15 protein-coding genes are annotated in these 17,820 nt (G+C 64.2%); 10 read left to right on the top strand and 5 right to left on the bottom strand.

Translation table 11 applies throughout. The features are described from left to right. Positions 1–10 precede the first annotated feature (10 nt). The 7 genes from ppc to AB7M33_RS03070 all read left to right on the top strand — a co-directional run bounded on the left by ppc (position 11) and on the right by AB7M33_RS03070 (position 7,163). On the top strand, positions 11–2,638 hold the full coding sequence (ppc, locus tag AB7M33_RS03100; protein WP_454242404.1) for a phosphoenolpyruvate carboxylase: 2,628 nt from the start codon (positions 11–13) through the stop codon (positions 2,636–2,638). A gap of 257 nt (positions 2,639–2,895) precedes the next feature. Beyond that, positions 2,896–3,546 (top strand): adenylate kinase, encoded by a 651-nt coding sequence (adk, locus tag AB7M33_RS03095; protein WP_027595762.1) that lies wholly within the window; start codon positions 2,896–2,898, stop codon positions 3,544–3,546. A gap of 86 nt (positions 3,547–3,632) precedes the next feature. Beyond that, a complete protein-coding gene (tsaB, locus tag AB7M33_RS03090) occupies positions 3,633–4,307 on the top strand; it encodes a tRNA (adenosine(37)-N6)-threonylcarbamoyltransferase complex dimerization subunit type 1 TsaB (protein ID WP_454242403.1) in 675 nt (224 codons plus the stop codon). 131 nt (positions 4,308–4,438) lie between these two features. After that, complete coding sequence (locus AB7M33_RS03085) at positions 4,439–4,735, top strand: hypothetical protein (protein WP_085272733.1); 297 nt, start codon at positions 4,439–4,441, stop codon at positions 4,733–4,735. 3 nt (positions 4,736–4,738) lie between these two features. Continuing rightward, positions 4,739–5,608: a DUF72 domain-containing protein gene (locus AB7M33_RS03080; RefSeq protein WP_238216416.1), complete on the top strand. Its 870-nt coding sequence runs from the start codon at positions 4,739–4,741 to the stop codon at positions 5,606–5,608. Between the two features lie 28 nt (positions 5,609–5,636). Continuing rightward, positions 5,637–6,467 (top strand): isocitrate lyase/PEP mutase family protein, encoded by an 831-nt coding sequence (locus tag AB7M33_RS03075; protein ID WP_454242402.1) that lies wholly within the window; start codon positions 5,637–5,639, stop codon positions 6,465–6,467. Between the two features lie 6 nt (positions 6,468–6,473). Further along, positions 6,474–7,163: an extensin-like domain-containing protein gene (locus AB7M33_RS03070; RefSeq protein WP_099428473.1), complete on the top strand. Its 690-nt coding sequence runs from the start codon at positions 6,474–6,476 to the stop codon at positions 7,161–7,163. A gap of 12 nt (positions 7,164–7,175) precedes the next feature. On the opposite strand, the gene AB7M33_RS03065 is transcribed toward AB7M33_RS03070, so the two are convergent. After that, positions 7,176–7,796 (bottom strand): energy transducer TonB, encoded by a 621-nt coding sequence (locus tag AB7M33_RS03065; protein WP_454242401.1) that lies wholly within the window; start codon positions 7,794–7,796, stop codon positions 7,176–7,178. 104 nt (positions 7,797–7,900) lie between these two features. Here AB7M33_RS03065 and AB7M33_RS03060 point away from each other — a divergent pair, with 104 nt between their 5' ends. Beyond that, positions 7,901–8,677 (top strand): class I SAM-dependent methyltransferase, encoded by a 777-nt coding sequence (locus AB7M33_RS03060; RefSeq protein WP_454242400.1) that lies wholly within the window; start codon positions 7,901–7,903, stop codon positions 8,675–8,677. Between the two features lie 145 nt (positions 8,678–8,822). On the opposite strand, the gene AB7M33_RS03055 is transcribed toward AB7M33_RS03060, so the two are convergent. Continuing rightward, positions 8,823–9,464, bottom strand: coding sequence for a TetR/AcrR family transcriptional regulator (locus AB7M33_RS03055; RefSeq protein ID WP_027595770.1), 642 nt, complete (start codon positions 9,462–9,464; stop codon positions 8,823–8,825). Positions 9,465–9,633: 169 nt separating this feature from the next. Between AB7M33_RS03055 and AB7M33_RS03050 the strand changes: the two genes are divergently transcribed. Both AB7M33_RS03050 and AB7M33_RS03045 read left to right on the top strand, forming a co-directional pair. Then, a complete protein-coding gene (locus AB7M33_RS03050; protein WP_099428477.1) occupies positions 9,634–10,734 on the top strand; it encodes an efflux RND transporter periplasmic adaptor subunit in 1,101 nt (366 codons plus the stop codon). A 6-nt stretch (positions 10,735–10,740) separates the two neighbouring features. Further along, complete coding sequence (locus AB7M33_RS03045) at positions 10,741–13,815, top strand: efflux RND transporter permease subunit (protein ID WP_454242399.1); 3,075 nt, start codon at positions 10,741–10,743, stop codon at positions 13,813–13,815. A 182-nt stretch (positions 13,816–13,997) separates the two neighbouring features. On the opposite strand, the gene AB7M33_RS03040 is transcribed toward AB7M33_RS03045, so the two are convergent. The 3 genes from AB7M33_RS03040 to plsB form a co-directional block, all read right to left on the bottom strand. After that, positions 13,998–14,687, bottom strand: coding sequence for a DUF4197 domain-containing protein (locus AB7M33_RS03040; RefSeq protein WP_027595773.1), 690 nt, complete (start codon positions 14,685–14,687; stop codon positions 13,998–14,000). 33 nt (positions 14,688–14,720) lie between these two features. Beyond that, on the bottom strand, positions 14,721–15,119 hold the full coding sequence (locus AB7M33_RS03035; RefSeq protein ID WP_027595774.1) for a YbaY family lipoprotein: 399 nt from the start codon (positions 15,117–15,119) through the stop codon (positions 14,721–14,723). Positions 15,120–15,195: 76 nt separating this feature from the next. Continuing rightward, positions 15,196–17,682, bottom strand: a complete 2,487-nt coding sequence (gene plsB, locus AB7M33_RS03030) for a glycerol-3-phosphate 1-O-acyltransferase PlsB (protein WP_265968637.1) — start codon at positions 17,680–17,682, stop codon at positions 15,196–15,198. Between the last annotated feature and the right edge of the window lie 138 nt (positions 17,683–17,820).

Raw genomic sequence — 17,820 nt, 5'->3', positions numbered from 1 at the left:
GAGAGGGCCAATGACCGATATCGATGTGCGTTTGCGTGAAGATGTCCATGTGTTGGGGGAGTTGCTTGGCGACACCATTCGTCAGCAGCACGGCGAGGCGTTCCTGCAGAAGATCGAGGGCATCCGCCACAGCGCCAAGGCCGACCGCCGGGTGGCTGGCGAGCAACTGAGCTCGACCCTTGGGGACCTGGCTGACGACGATTTGCTGCCGGTAGCAAGGGCGTTCAACCAGTTTCTCAACCTGGCCAACATGGCCGAGCAGTATCAGTTGATCCGCCGTCGCGACGCCGACCAGCCAGAGCCTTTCGAGGCACGCGTGCTGCCTGAGCTGCTGGCCCGCCTGAAGCAGGCCGGGCATGGCAACGACGCCCTGGCCCGGCAACTGGCCAAGCTAGACATTCAGCTGGTACTGACCGCGCACCCCACCGAAGTGGCGCGGCGCACGTTGATCCAGAAGTACGACGCAATCGCTGGCCAGTTGGCCGCCCAGGACCATCGCGACCTGACCCCTGCCGAACGCCAGCAGGTGCGTGAGCGCCTGCGCCGGCTGATCGCCGAAGCCTGGCACACCGAAGAAATCCGCCGCACCCGGCCGACCCCCGTGGACGAGGCCAAGTGGGGCTTCGCGGTGATCGAGCATTCGCTGTGGCAGGCCATTCCCAACCACCTGCGCAAGGTCGACAAGGCGCTGCACGACGCCACGGGGCTGCGCCTGCCGCTGGAGGCCGCACCTATCCGTTTCGCCTCGTGGATGGGCGGCGACCGTGACGGCAACCCCAATGTCACGGCGGCGGTAACCCGTGAAGTGCTGTTGCTGGCACGTTGGATGGCCGCTGATCTGTTCCTGCGTGATATCGATGCCTTGGCCGCCGAACTGTCCATGCAACACGCCAGCAGCGCGCTGCGGGAGCATGTCGGCGACAGTGCCGAGCCCTACCGCGCAATCCTCAAGCAATTGCGCGACCGCCTGCGTGCGACCCGCGCCTGGGCGCATGCCGCCTTGGGCAGCAGCACGCCCGCCGGTGCCGATGTACTGGTCGACAACCGCGACCTGATCGCGCCGCTAGAGCTGTGCTACCAGTCGCTGCACGAATGCGGCATGGGTGTGATTGCCGAAGGGCCACTGCTCGACTGCCTGCGCCGTGCCGTGACCTTTGGCCTGTACCTGGGGCGCCTGGACGTGCGCCAGGATGCCGCCCGCCACCGTGACGCGCTGACCGAAATCACCGATTACCTGGGCTTGGGGCGCTATGCCGACTGGGATGAAGAGCAGCGTATCGCCTTCCTCCTGGCCGAACTGAAAAATCGCCGGCCTTTACTGCCTGCGCATTTCCAGCCCCAGGCGGAAACCGCCGAGGTGCTGGCCACCTGCCGGGAAATTGCCGCTGCCCCGGCCGCCTCGCTGGGCTCCTATGTCATTTCCATGGCCGGCGCCGCTTCAGATGTGCTGGCCGTGCAGTTGCTGCTCAAGGAAGCTGGGCTGACCCGCCCGATGCGTGTTGTGCCACTGTTCGAAACCCTGGCCGACCTGGACAACGCCGGCCCGGTGATGCAGCGCCTGCTGGGCCTGCCTGGCTATCGCGCCGGCCTGCGCGGGCCGCAGGAAGTGATGATCGGCTATTCCGATTCGGCCAAGGACGCCGGCACCACGGCGGCCGCCTGGGCGCAGTACCGGGCGCAGGAAAACCTGGTGCGCATCTGCCGCGAGCATCAAGTGGAACTGCTGTTGTTCCACGGCCGTGGCGGCACCGTTGGCCGTGGCGGCGGCCCGGCGCATGCTGCGATTCTGTCGCAGCCGCCGGGCTCGGTTGCCGGGCGATTCCGCACCACCGAGCAGGGCGAGATGATCCGCTTCAAGTTCGGTTTACCCGGTATCGCCGAACAGAACCTCAACCTGTACCTGGCGGCCGTGCTCGAGGCCACTTTGTTGCCGCCACCCCCACCGCAGCCGGCCTGGCGTGAGGTCATGGACCAATTGGCCGCCGATGGCGTGCAGGCCTACCGCAGCGTGGTGCGCGACAACCCCGATTTCGTCGAGTACTTCCGCCAGTCGACGCCCGAGCAGGAGTTGGGCCGCCTGCCGTTAGGCAGCCGGCCGGCCAAGCGACGCGCGGGCGGCATCGAGAGCCTGCGGGCTATCCCGTGGATCTTCGGCTGGACCCAGACGCGCCTGATGCTGCCTGCCTGGCTGGGCTGGGAAACGGCCTTGAGCAATGCCTTGCAACGCGGCCAGGGCGAACTGCTGGCGCAAATGCGTGAGCAATGGCCGTTCTTCCGTACCCGTATCGACATGCTGGAAATGGTGCTGGCCAAGGCCGATGCGCAAATCGCCGAGGCCTACGACGAACGTCTAGTGCAACCGGAGTTGCTTCCTTTAGGTGTGCACCTGCGCGACCTATTGTCGCAGTCCTGCCAGGTGGTGCTGGGCCTGACCGGGCAGCCGGTGCTACTGGCGCACAGCCCAGAGACCCTGGAATTCATCAGCTTGCGCAACACCTACCTGGACCCGCTGCACCGCCTTCAGGCCGAGTTGCTGGCGCGCTCGCGCGGCCGCGAAGCCGCTCTGGACAGCCCGTTGGAGCAGGCCTTGCTGGTCACCGTGGCGGGCATTGCAGCAGGCCTGCGCAATACCGGCTGAGGTTACGCGCGGGCCGCCAGGCAAGGGTGCACCTTTAGCCGTAATAAAGGGCGAGGAGGGCGGTTGCGCCGAGCGCAACCGCCTACCAGGCAGTGCGCAAGTGGCGCATTCCTGCAACTTTGGGACGCTTGTCTGGCTGCCGGGCGCTGTGTATCTTGAGCAGCCTTCTGACCGATTTATGGTCATACCCGATTTTCCGGACTTGGCCCTGGTTGCCGAATCCATTGAATTTCATAAAAAAATTTGAGGAGCACGAGATGCGCGTAATTCTGCTGGGAGCTCCCGGGGCCGGTAAAGGTACTCAGGCAAAATTCATCACCGAGAAGTTCGGTATCCCCCAGATCTCCACCGGTGACATGCTGCGTGCCGCGGTCAAGGCCGGCACCCCGCTGGGCCTGGAACTGAAAAAAGTCATGGATGCCGGCCAACTGGTTTCCGACGAGCTGATCATCGGCCTGGTCAAGGAGCGCATCGCCCAGCCGGATTGCGCCAACGGCTGCCTGTTCGACGGTTTTCCACGCACTATTCCACAGGCTGAAGCCATGGTCGCTGCCGGTGTCGACATCGATGCCGTGGTCGAAATCGCCGTTGACGATGAAGAAATCGTTGGCCGCATGGCGGGCCGTCGCGTGCACTTGGCTTCGGGCCGCACCTACCACATTCAGTACAACCCGCCGAAAGTGGAAGGCAAGGACGACGTGACGGGCGAAGACCTGATCCAGCGCGACGACGACAAGGAAGAAACCGTGCGTCATCGCCTGTCGGTCTACCACACCCAGACCAAGCCGCTGGTCGAGTTCTACCAGAAGCTGTCGGCCGCCAATGCCGGCAAGCCGAAGTACAGCCACATCGAAGGTGTCGGTTCGGTCGACGCCATCACTGCCAAGGTACTGGCAGCCCTCAGCTGATCAAGAGCCTTGCATGACAACGGCCCGCTTGCGGGCCGTTGTCGTTTATACTGACGCTCTTTTCCCTGCCCCTGGAAACCCGTTCGATGACCACCCTGCTGGCCCTGGATACCGCCACCGAAGCCTGTTCCGTTGCCCTGTTGCATGACGGCAAGGTAACCAGCCATTACGAGGTGATCCCACGTCAGCACGCGCAGAAGCTGCTGCCGATGATCAAACAATTGCTGGGTGACTCCGGTGTAGCGCTGAACGCGCTGGATGCCATCGCCTTCGGCCGTGGCCCGGGCGCCTTCACCGGCGTACGGATTGCCATCGGTGTGGTTCAGGGCCTGGCGTTCGCGCTCGAACGCCCGGTGCTGCCGGTGTCCAACCTGGCCGCGTTGGCGCAAGGCGCGATGCGTGAGCAGGGTGTGCAGCAGGTGGCTGCCGCCATCGATGCACGCATGGACGAGGTGTACTGGGGCTGCTACCAGGCATACGAAGGCGAAATGCGCCTGATCGGCCAGGAAGCGGTGCTGCCGCCCGAGCGCGTGGCGCTGCCCGACGCCAGCACGGGCGAGTGGTTCGGTGCCGGCACCGGCTGGGGGTATGCCGAGCGCCTGGCAGTGCAGGTCGCTGCCAGCAATGCCGCAGCGTTGCCCAATGCCCTCGACATCCTCAGCCTGGCCCGCTTCGCCTGGGCGCGCGGCGAGGCCATCGCTGCCGAGCAGGCGCAACCGGTGTACTTGCGCGATAATGTAGCCACACCCAAGAAACGCTGACGGCTACTCGTCGGTTATCGCCGATGACGATAAAACCTTTCGCGCGAACTGTGGTCTAGTTATCACTCGAGCATTAGCGACGGAACACTGATGCTGCTAAATTGCCATCATTGGTCCTGAGTGCTCACACCATGCGTATCGACGGTTTCTCCTCGCAGTCCTACCCGATCAAGCGCGCTCCGCGCAAAGCGTCGGTGCGCGACGAGGCAATCGACGATGCCGAAGTGATCGAGAATGACGCGCAAAGCGACGCCTCCCAAGAAGCCACCACTCGCCGTCGCAGCGGTGGCCTGCCAGCCCGCCAGCAAGACATGGTCTTCCCCCGCGCCCGTGATCGGCGCACAGCAACGGCGCTGGCCAGTTACCTGAGCACAGCCGGTTTTACCGATTGGGACATGGAAGTACTGGGGCTCGACCTGTACATTTGAGGGATGACTCCCTCTCTTCTGCCTTATTTTCTGGGTTGTCCGTCGTGGAGCGAAAGCGCCTGGCGCGATTACCTGTACCCCGCCGACGCCCGAGCCACTGAGTACCTGGGCCTGTACAGCCAGGTGTTCAATGCGGTCGAGGGCAACACCACCTTCTATGCCAGCCCCGCGCCCGCGACCGTGGCCCGCTGGGCGCAGGTGATGCCGGCGCACTTTCGTTTCACGGCCAAGTTCCCCCGCGAGGTCAGCCATGCCGCGGACCTTCGCGAGCAACTGGACGCGGCGATCACCTTCACCCGGTTGATGGCGCCGCTGGGTGAGCGAGTATCGCCTTATTGGTTGCAACTGCCTGCCATGTTCGGGCCTGCGCGCTTGGCAGAGTTGAGCCACTTTCTGGATGAAGTGGCGGTGCCGGTGGCCGTCGAGGTGCGTAACGACGCCTTTTTTGCGCGGGGTGAGGAGGAGCGGCAGCTAAACCGGCTGCTGCTCGAACGTGGCGTCGAGCGCATCTGCCTCGACCCACGGGCCTTGTTCAGCTGCACATCGCGCGACCCCGCCGTATTGCATGCTCAAGCCAAGAAACCCAAAGTGCCACCGCGCCCCGCAGCCTTCAGCCAGCACCCGCAGGTGCGTTTCATTGGCCACCCGCAACTGGACGCCAACGAAACCTTCCTGACGCCTTGGGTGGACAAGATAGCCAGCTGGATCGAGGAAGGCCGCAGCCCCTACATCTTCTTGCACACCTCGGATAACCGCCTGGCTGCGGCATTGGCCCAGCGCTTTCACCAGCGCCTGATGCAGCGCCTGCCCGGCCTTGCATCATTGCCGGAATTGCCACGCGCCCCTGAGGTCGAACAACTGGGACTACTCTGACCACTCCTTAATGCCTGAGGTTGAGACCATGGATGTGCAAACCCTGCGAGCCGAAGCCTTCAAGGCCCTGCATGAGCGCGACAGCGCGTTCGTCATCCCCAACCCGTGGGATGCCGGCTCTGCCAAGCTGCTGGCCAGCCTTGGCTTCGAGGCACTGGCCACGACCAGCGCGGGCCTGGCCTTCAGCCTGGGCCGGCCAGACGCCGAAGGCGCGTTGAGCCTGGACGAAACCCTGGCTAATGCCGGCGTGATCGTCGATGCCACGGCGTTGCCGGTTGCCGCCGACCTTGAAAACGGCTTTGGCGACCTGCCTGAGGAGTGTGCACAGACCATTCTGCGTGCCGCCGAGGCGGGCCTTGTGGGGGGCTCTATCGAGGACGCCAGCGGGCGCAAGGACGCCCCCATCTATGACCACGGTCTGGCCGTGGAGCGCGTGCGCGCGGCGGTTCAGGCGGCGCGCAGCCTGCCCTTCCCATTCACCCTCTGCGCCCGCGCAGAAAACCTGCTGCACGGGCGAATGGACCTGGACGACACCATTCTGCGCCTGCAAGCCTTTGCCGAAGCGGGTGCTGATGTGCTCTATGCGCCTGGGTTGCGCACTGTCGAAGAAATTCGCGCAGTGGTACAGGCGGTGGCGCCAAAGCCGGTCAACGTGCTGATGGGGTTGGCAGGCGTGACGCTGAGCGTCAATCAACTTCAAGACCTGGGCGTGCGCCGAATCAGCGTGGGGTCGTCGCTGGCCCGCGCAGCGTTAGGGGCTTTCCACCGGGCGGCCCTGGAAATTCGCGATGAAGGCACGTTCGGCTACGGCGAACAGGCGTTGCCGTTCGCGCAGCTCAACGATCTGTTCCGTCGCTGATTGGCCATGCGTGCGTTGCTGGCGCTGCTGGTGGGCCTGTCCTTGATGGCAGGCCTGGCCTGGCACCTTGGCTGGCGCCTGCCCGATGCATGGAACCCCTGGGCGGCGCTGGACGTGCGCCAGCCACCCAACCTGCTTACTGCCTACAAACTGTCGCGCCTGCGCAATGACCCGGCGCTGTGCCGCGAAGCGCTGGCAACCAGTGGCCTGCGTTACCGGGCCCAGGCCGACAGCCCAGCCTCGGCCAACTGCCCGCTGAACAACGTGTGGCGCATCGAAGGCGGTCAGGCGCGGCTCAGCAGCAGTTTTCTCGCCAGTTGCCCGCTGGCAGTGGCCTATGCGCTGTTCGAGCAGCATGGCCTGCAGCCCGTGGCGCAGCGGGTATTGGGGCAGCCGGTGACCCAGGTCGATCACCTGGGCAGTTTCGCCTGCCGCAATGTCTACCACCGCAAACAAGGCCGACTCAGCCAGCATGCCACCGCCAACGCTCTGGATATCAGTGGTTTTCGCTTGCAGGACGGCCAGCGCATCGTGCTGGCGCAGGATTGGCAGGCGGGTGGGCAGAAAGCTGAGTTTTTACGCGAGGTGCAGCAGGTGGCCTGCGAGCGCTTCAGTACCGTGCTGGGGCCCGACTACAATGCCGCGCACCACAACCACTTCCACGTTGACATGGGCCTTTGGCAGATCTGTCGCTGAGCCGCTGTAAATTTAGGCGTACGCGCGAACGTTGTTCAGCACCACCGGGCGCGCCCAATGGATGTCGAATTCCAGGTCGTTCTGCTGTTTGGCCAGGGTGGTTTCGTCGTAGGGCTCGGGCGCCGGGTCCAGCAGGTTGGTCTCGAACTCGGCGATAGGCAGGAACAGTGGGCGTGGGGAGGGGCCTGGGCCCGGCTCGGCAAGCGGCTGGCCCTGGCTCATGACCACCGGGCGCAACCAGCTGTTGCTCAGGTCCAGCTCGCGCTGTTGTTCGATCAGCTCGATGGCACTGAACGGTTCAGGCGCAGGTTCCAGCAGGTTGGCCTCAAGCTCTGCCTTGGGCAGGAACAGCGGCTCGGGGGGCGCGACTTCGGTGTCGTGTACGGCGCAGGCGCGCTGGGCATCGATCAGCGCCAGTGCCCTGGCCCCGCCAATCGGCTCGCCGCTGTGCTGATCGTATTGCACGAACGACTCGCTGATACTGTCCGCGGGTACTTCCTGTTGCTCGGCGATGGCACGGGCAAAGAAATCCTGCCACAGGTGGCTCACGCCCCCGAGTGTCTGGGTATTCTGCTGACCGTAGTGGCCGACAGGCGACAGGTAGGTCAAACCGATGGGAAGAGTATCTGTCATGGCAGTCGCGCGCGTTGTGCTCTGGCAGAATAGCGGGATATTGCCTGTATCGGCCGTGGTTGCCGATTCATTAAGGGCTGGGTTTGATTTTTTAGGTGTGGACGATGGAAGAGCAAGGCACGGGGATCAGGGTCGAAGCGATGTCGGCTGAGTATGCGCAACAGGCTGCGGCGTGGGCCGAGCGTCTGGGCCTGCCGCTGCAGGACGATGCCGCCGGCTTCGCTGTGCAGGTGGGCGCTGAAGGCTTGCAGATCCAGCAATTGGGCCTACAGGCCCCTGGGCCCGTGCGGGTGGACTTCGTCGAAGGCCAGGCTGCGCACCGGCGCCAGTTTGGCGGTGGCAATGGGCAGATGATCGCCAAGGCGGTCGGCATTGCTCAAGGTGTTCGCCCGCAAGTGCTCGACGCGACCGCAGGGCTGGGCAAGGATGCCTTCGTGCTGGCCAGCCTGGGTTGCCAGATGACCCTGATCGAGCGCCAGCCGCTGATTGCCGCGTTGTTGGAAGACGGCCTGGCACGGGCCCGTGCCGATGAAGAGGTGGGCCCGATCGTCGGGCGTATGCGCCTGCTGACCGGCAATGCCATCGAGCGCATGCGCGCGTGGGAGGGCGAGCCGCCGCAGGTGATCTACCTCGACCCGATGTTCCCGCACCGGGACAAAAGCGCACTGGTGAAGAAGGAAATGCGCGTGTTCCGGCCGTTGGTGGGGGATGATATGGATGCCCCGGCCTTGCTCGAAGCCGCCCTGGCGTTGGCCAGCCATCGGGTGGTGGTGAAGCGCCCGCGCAAGGCACCGATCATCGACGGGCCGAAGCCTAGCCATTGCCTGGAGGGCAAGTCGAGCCGGTATGACATCTACCCGAAGAAAGCGCTGAAGGCCTGATTACGAAGACGCTTGTAGGAGCAGCCTTGTGCTGCGAAGAGGCCGGTGAATTCACCTTGAATCTTCACGGCTTTCACCGGCCTCTTCGCAGCACAAGGCTGCTCCTACCGTACCGGGTTCGTGCCGGTAGGTTGAATGGATCCCGCTATGGCCGGAACGCCCGCATGAACACCCCCACCACCTCACGCACATGCGCTTCGGCCTCGTCGCCTTCCAACGGCCCGGCGCACCCCAGCAGCAACCGGTAGTCCGGCGCGCCCTTGACCATGCAGAAGAAGTGCTCTGCCGCGCGCAACGGGTTATCGATGCGCAGCAACCCGCGCTCATGCGCTCCGCGCAGAAGTGCTTCCATACCCGCCAACACCCGTTTGGGCCCGGCTTCGTAGAAGTACTCGCCAAAACTTGGGTCCGAGCTGCCCTGGGCCATGATCAGGCGGCTGAGCTTGACCGCTTCGTCGCTGCTGATCAGGGCCTGGAAGTTACGCGCAATGGTCAGCAGCACCTCTTCCATCGGTGCCCCCTCGGGGTACTCGAACAGCAGGTCCGGCAGCTGGATCTGGCAGGTTGCCATGACCGCCGAGCAGAACAGCGTCTGCTTGTCGGTGAAGTGGCTGTACACGGTGAGTTTTGAAACACCTGCCGCCGCAGCGACCGCATCCATGCTGGTGTTGGCATAGCCAAGGCTGAGGAACAGTGTCTTGGCCGCTTCGAGGATCGCCTCGCGCTTGGCCAGGTCCTTGGGGCGACCGGGCCCGATGGGTGCGTCGTTGGGCATTGGAGTCTGCATCTGGTTGAAGAGTCGCCCATCTTAACGGGTCGCACGCCATCCAGCCTCAAGGAATGGCCAAACGTTGATGTTGATTTTCTTTCCGGCGCTGGCTTCCCGGCTTCGGTTTGCTGATTTAATATACCCGTCAGTATAAATATTCGATGTGCTCTTCGCGAAAGGATTCATCATGTTGCGCCATGCCTTGTCCATCGCTTTGCCCGCTGCCGTCGCCCTGTTGCTGACGGCGTGTGGCCAGGAAACCGCACCGCCCGCTGCGCCGCGCCCGGCACTGGTGATCCAGCCGCAGCCGGCCGAAGCGGCAGCCGACAGCTACCCCGGCGAAGTGCGTGCGCGCTTGGAGCCGGAACTGGCCTTCCGCATCGCTGGCAAGGTCAGCAAGCGCCTGGTCGAGGAAGGGCAGCGGGTCAAGGCCGAGCAGCCGCTGGCCGAGCTGGACCCCCAGGATGTGCGCCTGCAACTGGAGGCCAATCGCGCCCAACTGGCGGCCGCCGAAGCCAACCTGGCGCTGGTGCGCGCCGAGCGTGATCGCTACCAGAAGCTGCTGGACCGGCAGATGGTCAGCCATTCGCAATACGACAATGCCGAAAACCTCTACCGCGCCGGCATGGCCCGCCTTAAACAAGCCAAGGCCGAGTTCGACGTTGCCGGCAACCAGGCCGATTACGCGGTGCTGCGTGCGCCGCAGGCTGGGGTGATCGCCAAGCGCCAGGTCGAGGTCGGCCAGGTGGTCGCTGCCGGGCAGACCGTGTTCACCCTGGCTGCGGATGGCGAGCGTGAGGTAGCCATCGGCCTACCGGAGCAGCAATTCGCCCGTTTTGCGGTGGGGCAGGCGGTCAGTGTGGAACTGTGGTCGCACCCTGGTGAGCGTTTCGAAGGGCGCATCCGTGAACTTTCGCCGGCAGCCGACCCACGCTCGCGCACCTTTGCCGCGCGCATCGCCTTCACTTCAGCCAAGGCACCGGCCGAGCTGGGCCAGAGCGCGCGCGTGTTCATTGCCCATGAGGGCCTCATCCCACTGGCGGTGCCGCTTTCTGCGGTGACCGCAGAAAACGGCCAGGCCTATGTCTGGCGGGTCAACCCGGACCACCGCCTGGCGCGCACGGTGGTGCGCCTCGGGCCATACGGCACCGACAGCGTCCCGGTACTCGAAGGCTTGAAGCCGGGCGACTGGGTGGTCGCCGCGGGTGGCCATGTGCTGCGCGAGGGGCAGGAGGTGCGCCCCGTGGACCGCACCAACCGTGTAGTGAACCTGACGGCCAAGGAGTAAGTCCCGATGGGTTTCAACCTTTCCGCCTGGGCGCTGCGCAATCGCCAGATCGTACTGTTCCTGATGATCCTGCTGGCTGCCATTGGCGCCATGTCCTACACCAAGCTGGGCCAGAGCGAGGACCCGCCGTTCACCTTCAAGGCCATGGTCGTGCGCACCCTGTGGCCCGGCGCCACCGCCGAAGAAGTGTCGCGCCAGGTCACCGAGCGCATCGAAAAGAAACTGATGGAGACCGGCGAGTACGAGAAGATCGTCTCGTTCTCCCGCCCGGGCGAGTCGCAGGTGACGTTCATGGCCCGCGATTCGCTGCACTCCAAGGACATCCCCGAGCTGTGGTACCAGATCCGCAAGAAGGTCGCGGACATCCGCCACACCCTGCCACCGGAGGTGCAGGGCCCGTTTTTCAATGACGAGTTCGGCACCACGTTCGGCAACATCTATGCGCTGACCGGCGCGGGCTTTGACTACGCGGTGCTCAAGGATTACGCCGACCGTATCCAGGTCCAGCTGCAGCGGGTCAAGGACGTCGGCAAGGTCGAGCTGGTCGGGCTACAGGACGAGAAAATCTGGATCGAGCTGTCCAACCTCAAGCTGGCAACCCTTGGGGTACCGCTGGAGGCTGTCCAACAGGCCCTGCAGGCGCAGAACGCGGTGAGCACCGCCGGCTTCTTCGAAACCCCCAGCGAGCGCCTGCAATTGAGGGTGAGCGGGCGCTTCGACAGCGTCGAGCAGATCCGCCAGTTCCCGATTCGCGTGGGCGATCGCACCTTCCGCATCGGCGACGTTGCCGAGGTGCACCGCGGCTTTAACGACCCGCCCGCACCGCGCATGCGCTTCATGGGTGAGGACGCCATCGGCCTGGCCGTCTCGATGAAGGACGGCGGCGACATCCTGGTACTGGGCAAGGCCTTGGAGGGCGAGTTCGAACGCCTGGCGCGCAACCTGCCGGCGGGCATGGAGCTGCGCAAGGTCTCGGACCAGCCGGCGGCGGTCAAGGCGGGCGTCGGTGAGTTCGTCCAAGTACTGGCCGAGGCGTTGATCATCGTGCTTTTGGTGAGCTTCTTCTCCCTCGGCCTGCGCACCGGGCTGGTGGTGGCGTTGGCCATCCCGTTGGTACTGGCCATGACCTTTGCCGCCATGCATTACTTTGGCATCGGCTTGCACAAGATCTCGCTCGGCGCCCTGGTGCTGGCGCTGGGCTTGCTGGTGGACGATGCGATCATTGCCGTGGAGATGATGGCGATCAAGATGGAGCAGGGCTACGACCGGCTCAAGGCGGCGAGCTATGCCTGGAGCAGCACGGCCTTCCCGATGCTCACCGGCACCCTGATCACCGCGGCGGGCTTCCTGCCTATCGCCACGGCGGCCTCCAGTACCGGCGAATACACCCGCTCGATCTTCCAGGTGGTGACCATTGCGCTGCTGACCTCCTGGGTCGCAGCGGTGGTGTTCGTGCCGTACCTGGGCGAGCGGCTGCTGCCAGACCTGGCCAAACTGCATGCGGCGCGGCACGGCAGTGATGGGCACGCGCCCGACCCGTATGCCACGCCGTTCTACCAGCGCGTGCGGCGTGTGGTGGAGTGGTGCGTGCGGCGGCGCAAGACGGTCATCCTGCTGACCCTCGCGGCGTTTGTCGGCAGCATCCTGTTGTTCCGTTTCGTGCCGCAGCAGTTCTTCCCGGCCTCCGGGCGCCCGGAGCTGATGGTCGACCTGAAACTGGCCGAAGGTGCGTCGCTGGCCAACACCGCCGAGCGGGTCAAGCAACTGGAAGCACTGCTCAAGCTGCAGGACGGCATCGACAATTACGTGGCCTATGTCGGCACCGGTTCACCGCGCTTCTACCTGCCGCTGGACCAGCAACTGCCGGCCGCCAGCTTTGCCCAGTTCGTGGTGCTGGCCAAGTCGATGGATGACCGTGAGCGCCTGCGCAGCTGGCTGATCACCACCATGGACCAGCAGTTCCCAGAGCTGCGCGGCCGCGTCACCCGCCTGGAGAACGGCCCACCCGTGGGCTACCCGGTGCAGTTCCGGGTGACCGGCGAGCACATCGAGAAGGCCCGTGCGCTGGCCCGCGAGGTGGCCGACAAGGTGCGTGAGAACCCGCATGTGGTGAACGTGCACCTGGACTGGGAAGAGCCGAGCAAAGCGGTGTTCCTGGAGATCGACCAGGACCGCGCGCGCGCCCTCGGCGTCAGCACCGCGCAGTTGTCCAGCTTCTTGCAGAGCTCGCTGACCGGGACCACGGTCAGCCAGTACCGCGAAGACAACGAATTGATCGAAATCCTGCTGCGCGGCACGCACAAGGAACGCAGCGAACTGGCCAACCTCGGCAGCCTGGCGTTGCCCACCGACAATGGCCAGAGCGTGGCGCTGTCGCAGGTGGCGACCCTGGAGTATGGCTTCGAGGAGGGCATCATCTGGCACCGTAACCGTTTGCCGACGGTGACGGTGCGCGCCGACATCTATGACAAGGAACAGCCCGCGACGCTGGTGCGGCAGATCGAGCCGACACTGCAGGCGATCAAAGCCAAGCTGCCGGATGGCTACCTGCTCGAGGTAGGCGGTACGGTAGAGGATTCGGAGCGCGGGCAGAAATCGGTGAATGCCGGCATGCCGCTGTTCATCGTGGTGGTGTTGAGTTTGCTGATGATCCAGCTGCGCAGCTTCTCGCGCACGGTGATGGTGTTCCTGACCGCGCCCTTGGGGCTGATTGGGGTGACGCTGTTCCTGCTGGTGTTCCGCCAGCCGTTCGGCTTCGTCGCCATGCTCGGCACCATTGCCCTGGCCGGGATGATCATGCGCAACTCGGTGATTCTGGTGGACCAGATCGAACAGGACATTGCGGCGGGCATGGAGCGTTGGCAGGCAATCATTGAGGCCACGGTACGGCGCTTCCGCCCGATAGTGCTGACCGCGCTGGCGGCGGTATTGGCGATGATCCCGTTGTCGCGCAGTGTGTTCTATGGGCCGATGGCGGTGGCGATCATGGGCGGGTTGATTGTTGCGACCGCGTTGACCCTGCTGTTCTTGCCGGCGCTGTATGCGGCGTGGTTCAGGGTGAAGAAGGATTCAGCCGACTGAGCAGCCACTGCCCTGTGTAGGAGCAGCCTTGTGCTGCGAAGAGGCCGGTGCAGGCACCCTTGATGTCAGGTGCTTGCACCGGCCTCTTCGCAGCACAAGGCTGCTCCTACAAAGGGGCTGAGCTGCGCCCCAGATGTTGGACACCCGTCCATTATCTGGGGCGCAGTGCAGGCCAGGTGCGCTTAAAGCACGCCGAAGACCTTCTTGGCCAGGCTCGTAGCAGCCTCGGCCGGGTTCTGGCGAATGCTTTGTTCTTGCTTGCCGATCATCTCGAACAGGCCATCCAGCGCCTTTTCGGTCACGTAGTTCTCGATGCTGGCGCTCTTGGCGTCGACCACGCCCAATGCCACCGCTTGCCCGGCAAAGTTGTTGTACTGCTGGGCCAGGCCCACCTTGTCGGTGGCTTGCTTGACGATCGGCAGGAACTTGGCGCGGATCTGTTCGCGGCTGCTCTTGTTCAGGTACTGGGTGGCCGAGTCGTCGCCACCGCTGAGGATGCCCTTGGCATCGGTCACGCTCATGTTCTTGACAGCATCGACCAGGATCGCCTGGGCCTGTGGCACGGCAGCCTCGGCGGCCTTGTTCATGCTGGTTTCCAAGGCGTCGACCTGGTCACCCTTGCCGAACATTTTCATGGCTTTGGCGGCCTTGCCGAGGTTGCCCGGCAGTTCGATGCGCACGTCCGGGTTGTTGTTGAAACCGCCCGGGGTGCTCAGTTGCTTGACGGCAATCTGCGCGCCTTGGGTCAGCGCGTCTTTCAGGCCACCGGTGGCGTCCTTCTGGGACAGGTCGCCCAGCGACAGGGCCAGGGCACTGGCAGACAGCAGCAAGCCGGCGCACAGGGTGGTGAAGCGCAGGGAAGAGCGAATCATGAAGCTTTCCTTCTGAACAGAAATGTACGGGTGTCAGCGAACCTGATCGACCTTGATCCGCACGGGCTGGGTGTCGCTGCCGTCGAGTTTGACGCCGTGGTGTTCGGTGTTGATGAACAGCAGCTTGCCGTCGAGCTCGATACGCGCGCTGATCGCATAGCGGTGGCCGGGCTTGACCTGGGCCGGGTCATAGGTGAGGTGGAACGGCAGCGGCACGTTGCCTTTAACCGGGCCGGCCTGGCTGGCCAGGGTCACTGCGGGTGCGTCCATCAGCGACACGTCTTGCAAGCTCACGCTGAGGGTGGCGGTTGGGGGCAGGGCGATGCGCTGCAGGTAGAAGACTTCGCCGTCCAGGCTGGCCTGGGTCGATGGGGTGTGGCTGGAGCAGGCTGCAAGCAGGGATGCGCAACACAGCATAAAGAGCTTTTTCATGGAATCTCCGTAGTCCTTGGCGCTGGCTTTTGGCCAACCCCAGGGACTTTAGCGGATTTGCGCGTCAGATGAAGCCTCAGAGGGCCGAAGTTTCCAGGGAGTCGTCACGGTGCAAGGCGACCTGGCGGATCGACAAGCGTAACTCCGCCGACAACACGCGCTTGGCGACCGCTTCGGCCACCTCGGCGAGCTTGTCGTGGTAGCCCAGCTTGCCTTGCGCGTCTGCTTGCAGCACGCCTTGCTCTATCAACGTCTGGATGAAGTGGCGGAACAGGGTCTTGTCGAAGAATTCCGGGGCGTTGAGGCCATGCAGAATCGACAGGCGCTGGGCCATCATCACGCAGAGGTCTTCCAGCGCTTCTGCGCTCAAGGTGTGCTGGCCGCTGTTGAGCAACAGCGAAGTGGCCATGTAGAAGCGCTGCAAGGTCTGGGTGATATTGCGGGCCAGCAACGTCAACAATACGAACGGCCGAGAGCTCGGTGCCGGGCGCAGGTAGACATCGTTTTCCTGGCGCAACAGCCCTTGTTCGACCAGTGCAGCCAACCACTGGTCGATCACCTCGTCCAGTTGCTCCGGCGCCCAGCGCAGGAACAGTTCGGTTTGCAGGTACGGGTACAGCGCCCGGACATACTGGCCAAGCAGTTCGCGGCTCATGCGTGAGCTGCTGAGGAAGAAGCTGGCCAACAAAGCCGGCAGGGCGAAGATGTGCAGGACGTTGTTGCGGTAGTAGGTCATCAACACCGCATCGGCTTCATCCAGGTACAAGATGCGGCCCAAGGCGTCCTTCTGCTCGGACAGCAGCTTCATACCCTTCACATGCTCGATCAAGGCCAGGCCATCCCCCTCCGGCAAGGTGGTGTGGGGCGAATACGGCACCTTGCGCAACAGCGACAGATACAGGTCCAGTACGCGGCTCAGGGCACGTTCGTCGAGGGCGTGGCGGCTGGTGGACAGCAGCGCCAGGGCCACTAGGTTGACCGGGTTGATCGCCGCGGCCTCGTTGAGGTGGCGCGCCACGGTGTCGCCCAGGCGTGAAGTGGCCTGGTTGAGCCAGGCCGGGCGGAACTGTGGGCCGTGGTCCTGTTCACGCCAGCCGGGTTGCTGCTCGTCGAGGAAGCCCGCCAGGCGGATCGGCTCGCCGAAGTTGACGTAGACCTGGCCAAAGCGCTGCTTCAGGGCACTGAAGACCTTGAAGATGTCGAAGATCGACTCCTTCTTCTTGCTCGCGCCGCGCAGTTCGCCCAAGTAGGTGCGGCCTTCGAGCACGCGCTCATAGCCGATGTACACCGGCACGAAGACGATGGGCGTGCGCGACGAGCGCAGGAAGCTGCGCAGGGTGATTGCCAGCATGCCGGTACGCGGTTGCAGCATCCGCCCGGTGCGCGAACGGCCGCCTTCGACGAAGTACTCCACCGGGAACCCTTTGCTGAACAACGTGTGCAGGTACTCGTTGAACACGGCGGTATAGAGCGGGTTGCCCTTGAAGGTGCGGCGCATGAAGAACGCCCCGCCACGGCGCAGCAGGCTACCGACGACCGGCATGTTGAGGTTGATGCCGGCCGCCACGTGCGGCGGGGTGAGGCCGTTGCGGAACAACAGGTACGACAGCAGCAGGTAGTCGATGTGGCTGCGGTGGCAGGGCACGTAGATCACTTCGTGGCCCGGGGCGATGCCTTGCACCTGCTCGATGTGGTTGACCTTGATGCCGTCGTAGATCTTGTTCCAGAACCAGCTGAGCACCACTTCAAGGAAGCGGATCGCGGTGTAGGTGTAGTCCGAGGCGATCTCGTTGCCATAGCGCAGCGCCTGGGCTTCGGCCTTGGCCAGGGGGATGCCCTCGCGCTCGGCTTCGTCGCTGATGGCCTGGCGTACCTGTGGCGCATGCACCAGGCCCTTGACCAGGTTGCGTCGGTGCGAGATGTCCGGGCCGATCACGGCTGTCTTGAGGTTACGGAAGTGCACGCGCATCAGGCGCTGGGCCATGCGCACGGTGCGCTCGTGGCCCTTGTTGTGCTGTACCAGTTCACGCAGGTGGATCGGTGCAGAGAACTGCACACGCGTCTTGCGCCCCAGGATCAGCACGGTCAGCAGCCGGCGCAGGCGCCCGGTGACCGCCCAGCTGTCGGCGAACAGCAACTTCCAGGGGCTGGACTCACTGGCGGGGCTTTGGCCCCAGAACACACTCACCGGAATGATCTGCGCGTCTTCCTCGGCGTGCTGGGTCACGGCCGCGACCAGGCGTTCGAGGGTGGGTGGGGCGCCGCTTTTGTCCTGGCGGCCCAGCCAGTCGGGGTCGGGCGTCAGGTAAAAGAACGCGGCCGGCTCGTGCAGGGTGCCCACGGCCACCGGCAGCACCGGGCGTGGCAGCCCTGCCTTGGTGCACTCGCGGTCGAGTACTGCCAGGTCGGTCAGCGAGGGCGACGGCAGGGCATAGAACACCGGGCGGCTGCGATCAAGCTTGAGCGTCAGCGACGACTGATTGATGGTCTCGGAGCGCACCCACAGGTACAACAGGCGACGCAGGGCGCCGAAGATCAGGCGGCGCAGGGGGGAACGGGTCATGAGGAGTGGGCCCTGGGAGTGATTTTCAGGTGAGTATCCAGCCAATTAGTCTGCCGTATGTGCGTAAGTTCAGCAAAAACCGGCAAAAATCCGGACCGTCATCAATTTTTTTTAATCTGTGTCATATACTCGGCCTGC

The organism is Pseudomonas sp. Y3 TE3536 (assembly GCF_053629175.1).
This window is presented reverse-complemented; position numbering and strand designations above follow the sequence as displayed.

What these genes read in the sequence shown, in the direction of transcription:
- ppc (WP_454242404.1), top strand. Translation starts at nt 11, where the DNA reads ATGACCGATATCGATGTGCGTTTGCGTGAAGATGTCCATGTGTTGGGG.
- adk (WP_027595762.1), top strand. Translation starts at nt 2,896, where the DNA reads ATGCGCGTAATTCTGCTGGGAGCTCCCGGGGCCGGTAAAGGTACTCAG.
- tsaB (WP_454242403.1), top strand. Translation starts at nt 3,633, where the DNA reads ATGACCACCCTGCTGGCCCTGGATACCGCCACCGAAGCCTGTTCCGTT.
- AB7M33_RS03085 (WP_085272733.1), top strand. Translation starts at nt 4,439, where the DNA reads ATGCGTATCGACGGTTTCTCCTCGCAGTCCTACCCGATCAAGCGCGCT.
- AB7M33_RS03080 (WP_238216416.1), top strand. Translation starts at nt 4,739, where the DNA reads ATGACTCCCTCTCTTCTGCCTTATTTTCTGGGTTGTCCGTCGTGGAGC.
- AB7M33_RS03075 (WP_454242402.1), top strand. Translation starts at nt 5,637, where the DNA reads ATGGATGTGCAAACCCTGCGAGCCGAAGCCTTCAAGGCCCTGCATGAG.
- AB7M33_RS03070 (WP_099428473.1), top strand. Translation starts at nt 6,474, where the DNA reads ATGCGTGCGTTGCTGGCGCTGCTGGTGGGCCTGTCCTTGATGGCAGGC.
- AB7M33_RS03065 (WP_454242401.1), bottom strand. Translation starts at nt 7,796, where the DNA reads ATGACAGATACTCTTCCCATCGGTTTGACCTACCTGTCGCCTGTCGGC.
- AB7M33_RS03060 (WP_454242400.1), top strand. Translation starts at nt 7,901, where the DNA reads ATGGAAGAGCAAGGCACGGGGATCAGGGTCGAAGCGATGTCGGCTGAG.
- AB7M33_RS03055 (WP_027595770.1), bottom strand. Translation starts at nt 9,464, where the DNA reads ATGCAGACTCCAATGCCCAACGACGCACCCATCGGGCCCGGTCGCCCC.
- AB7M33_RS03050 (WP_099428477.1), top strand. Translation starts at nt 9,634, where the DNA reads ATGTTGCGCCATGCCTTGTCCATCGCTTTGCCCGCTGCCGTCGCCCTG.
- AB7M33_RS03045 (WP_454242399.1), top strand. Translation starts at nt 10,741, where the DNA reads ATGGGTTTCAACCTTTCCGCCTGGGCGCTGCGCAATCGCCAGATCGTA.
- AB7M33_RS03040 (WP_027595773.1), bottom strand. Translation starts at nt 14,687, where the DNA reads ATGATTCGCTCTTCCCTGCGCTTCACCACCCTGTGCGCCGGCTTGCTG.
- AB7M33_RS03035 (WP_027595774.1), bottom strand. Translation starts at nt 15,119, where the DNA reads ATGAAAAAGCTCTTTATGCTGTGTTGCGCATCCCTGCTTGCAGCCTGC.
- plsB (WP_265968637.1), bottom strand. Translation starts at nt 17,682, where the DNA reads ATGACCCGTTCCCCCCTGCGCCGCCTGATCTTCGGCGCCCTGCGTCGC.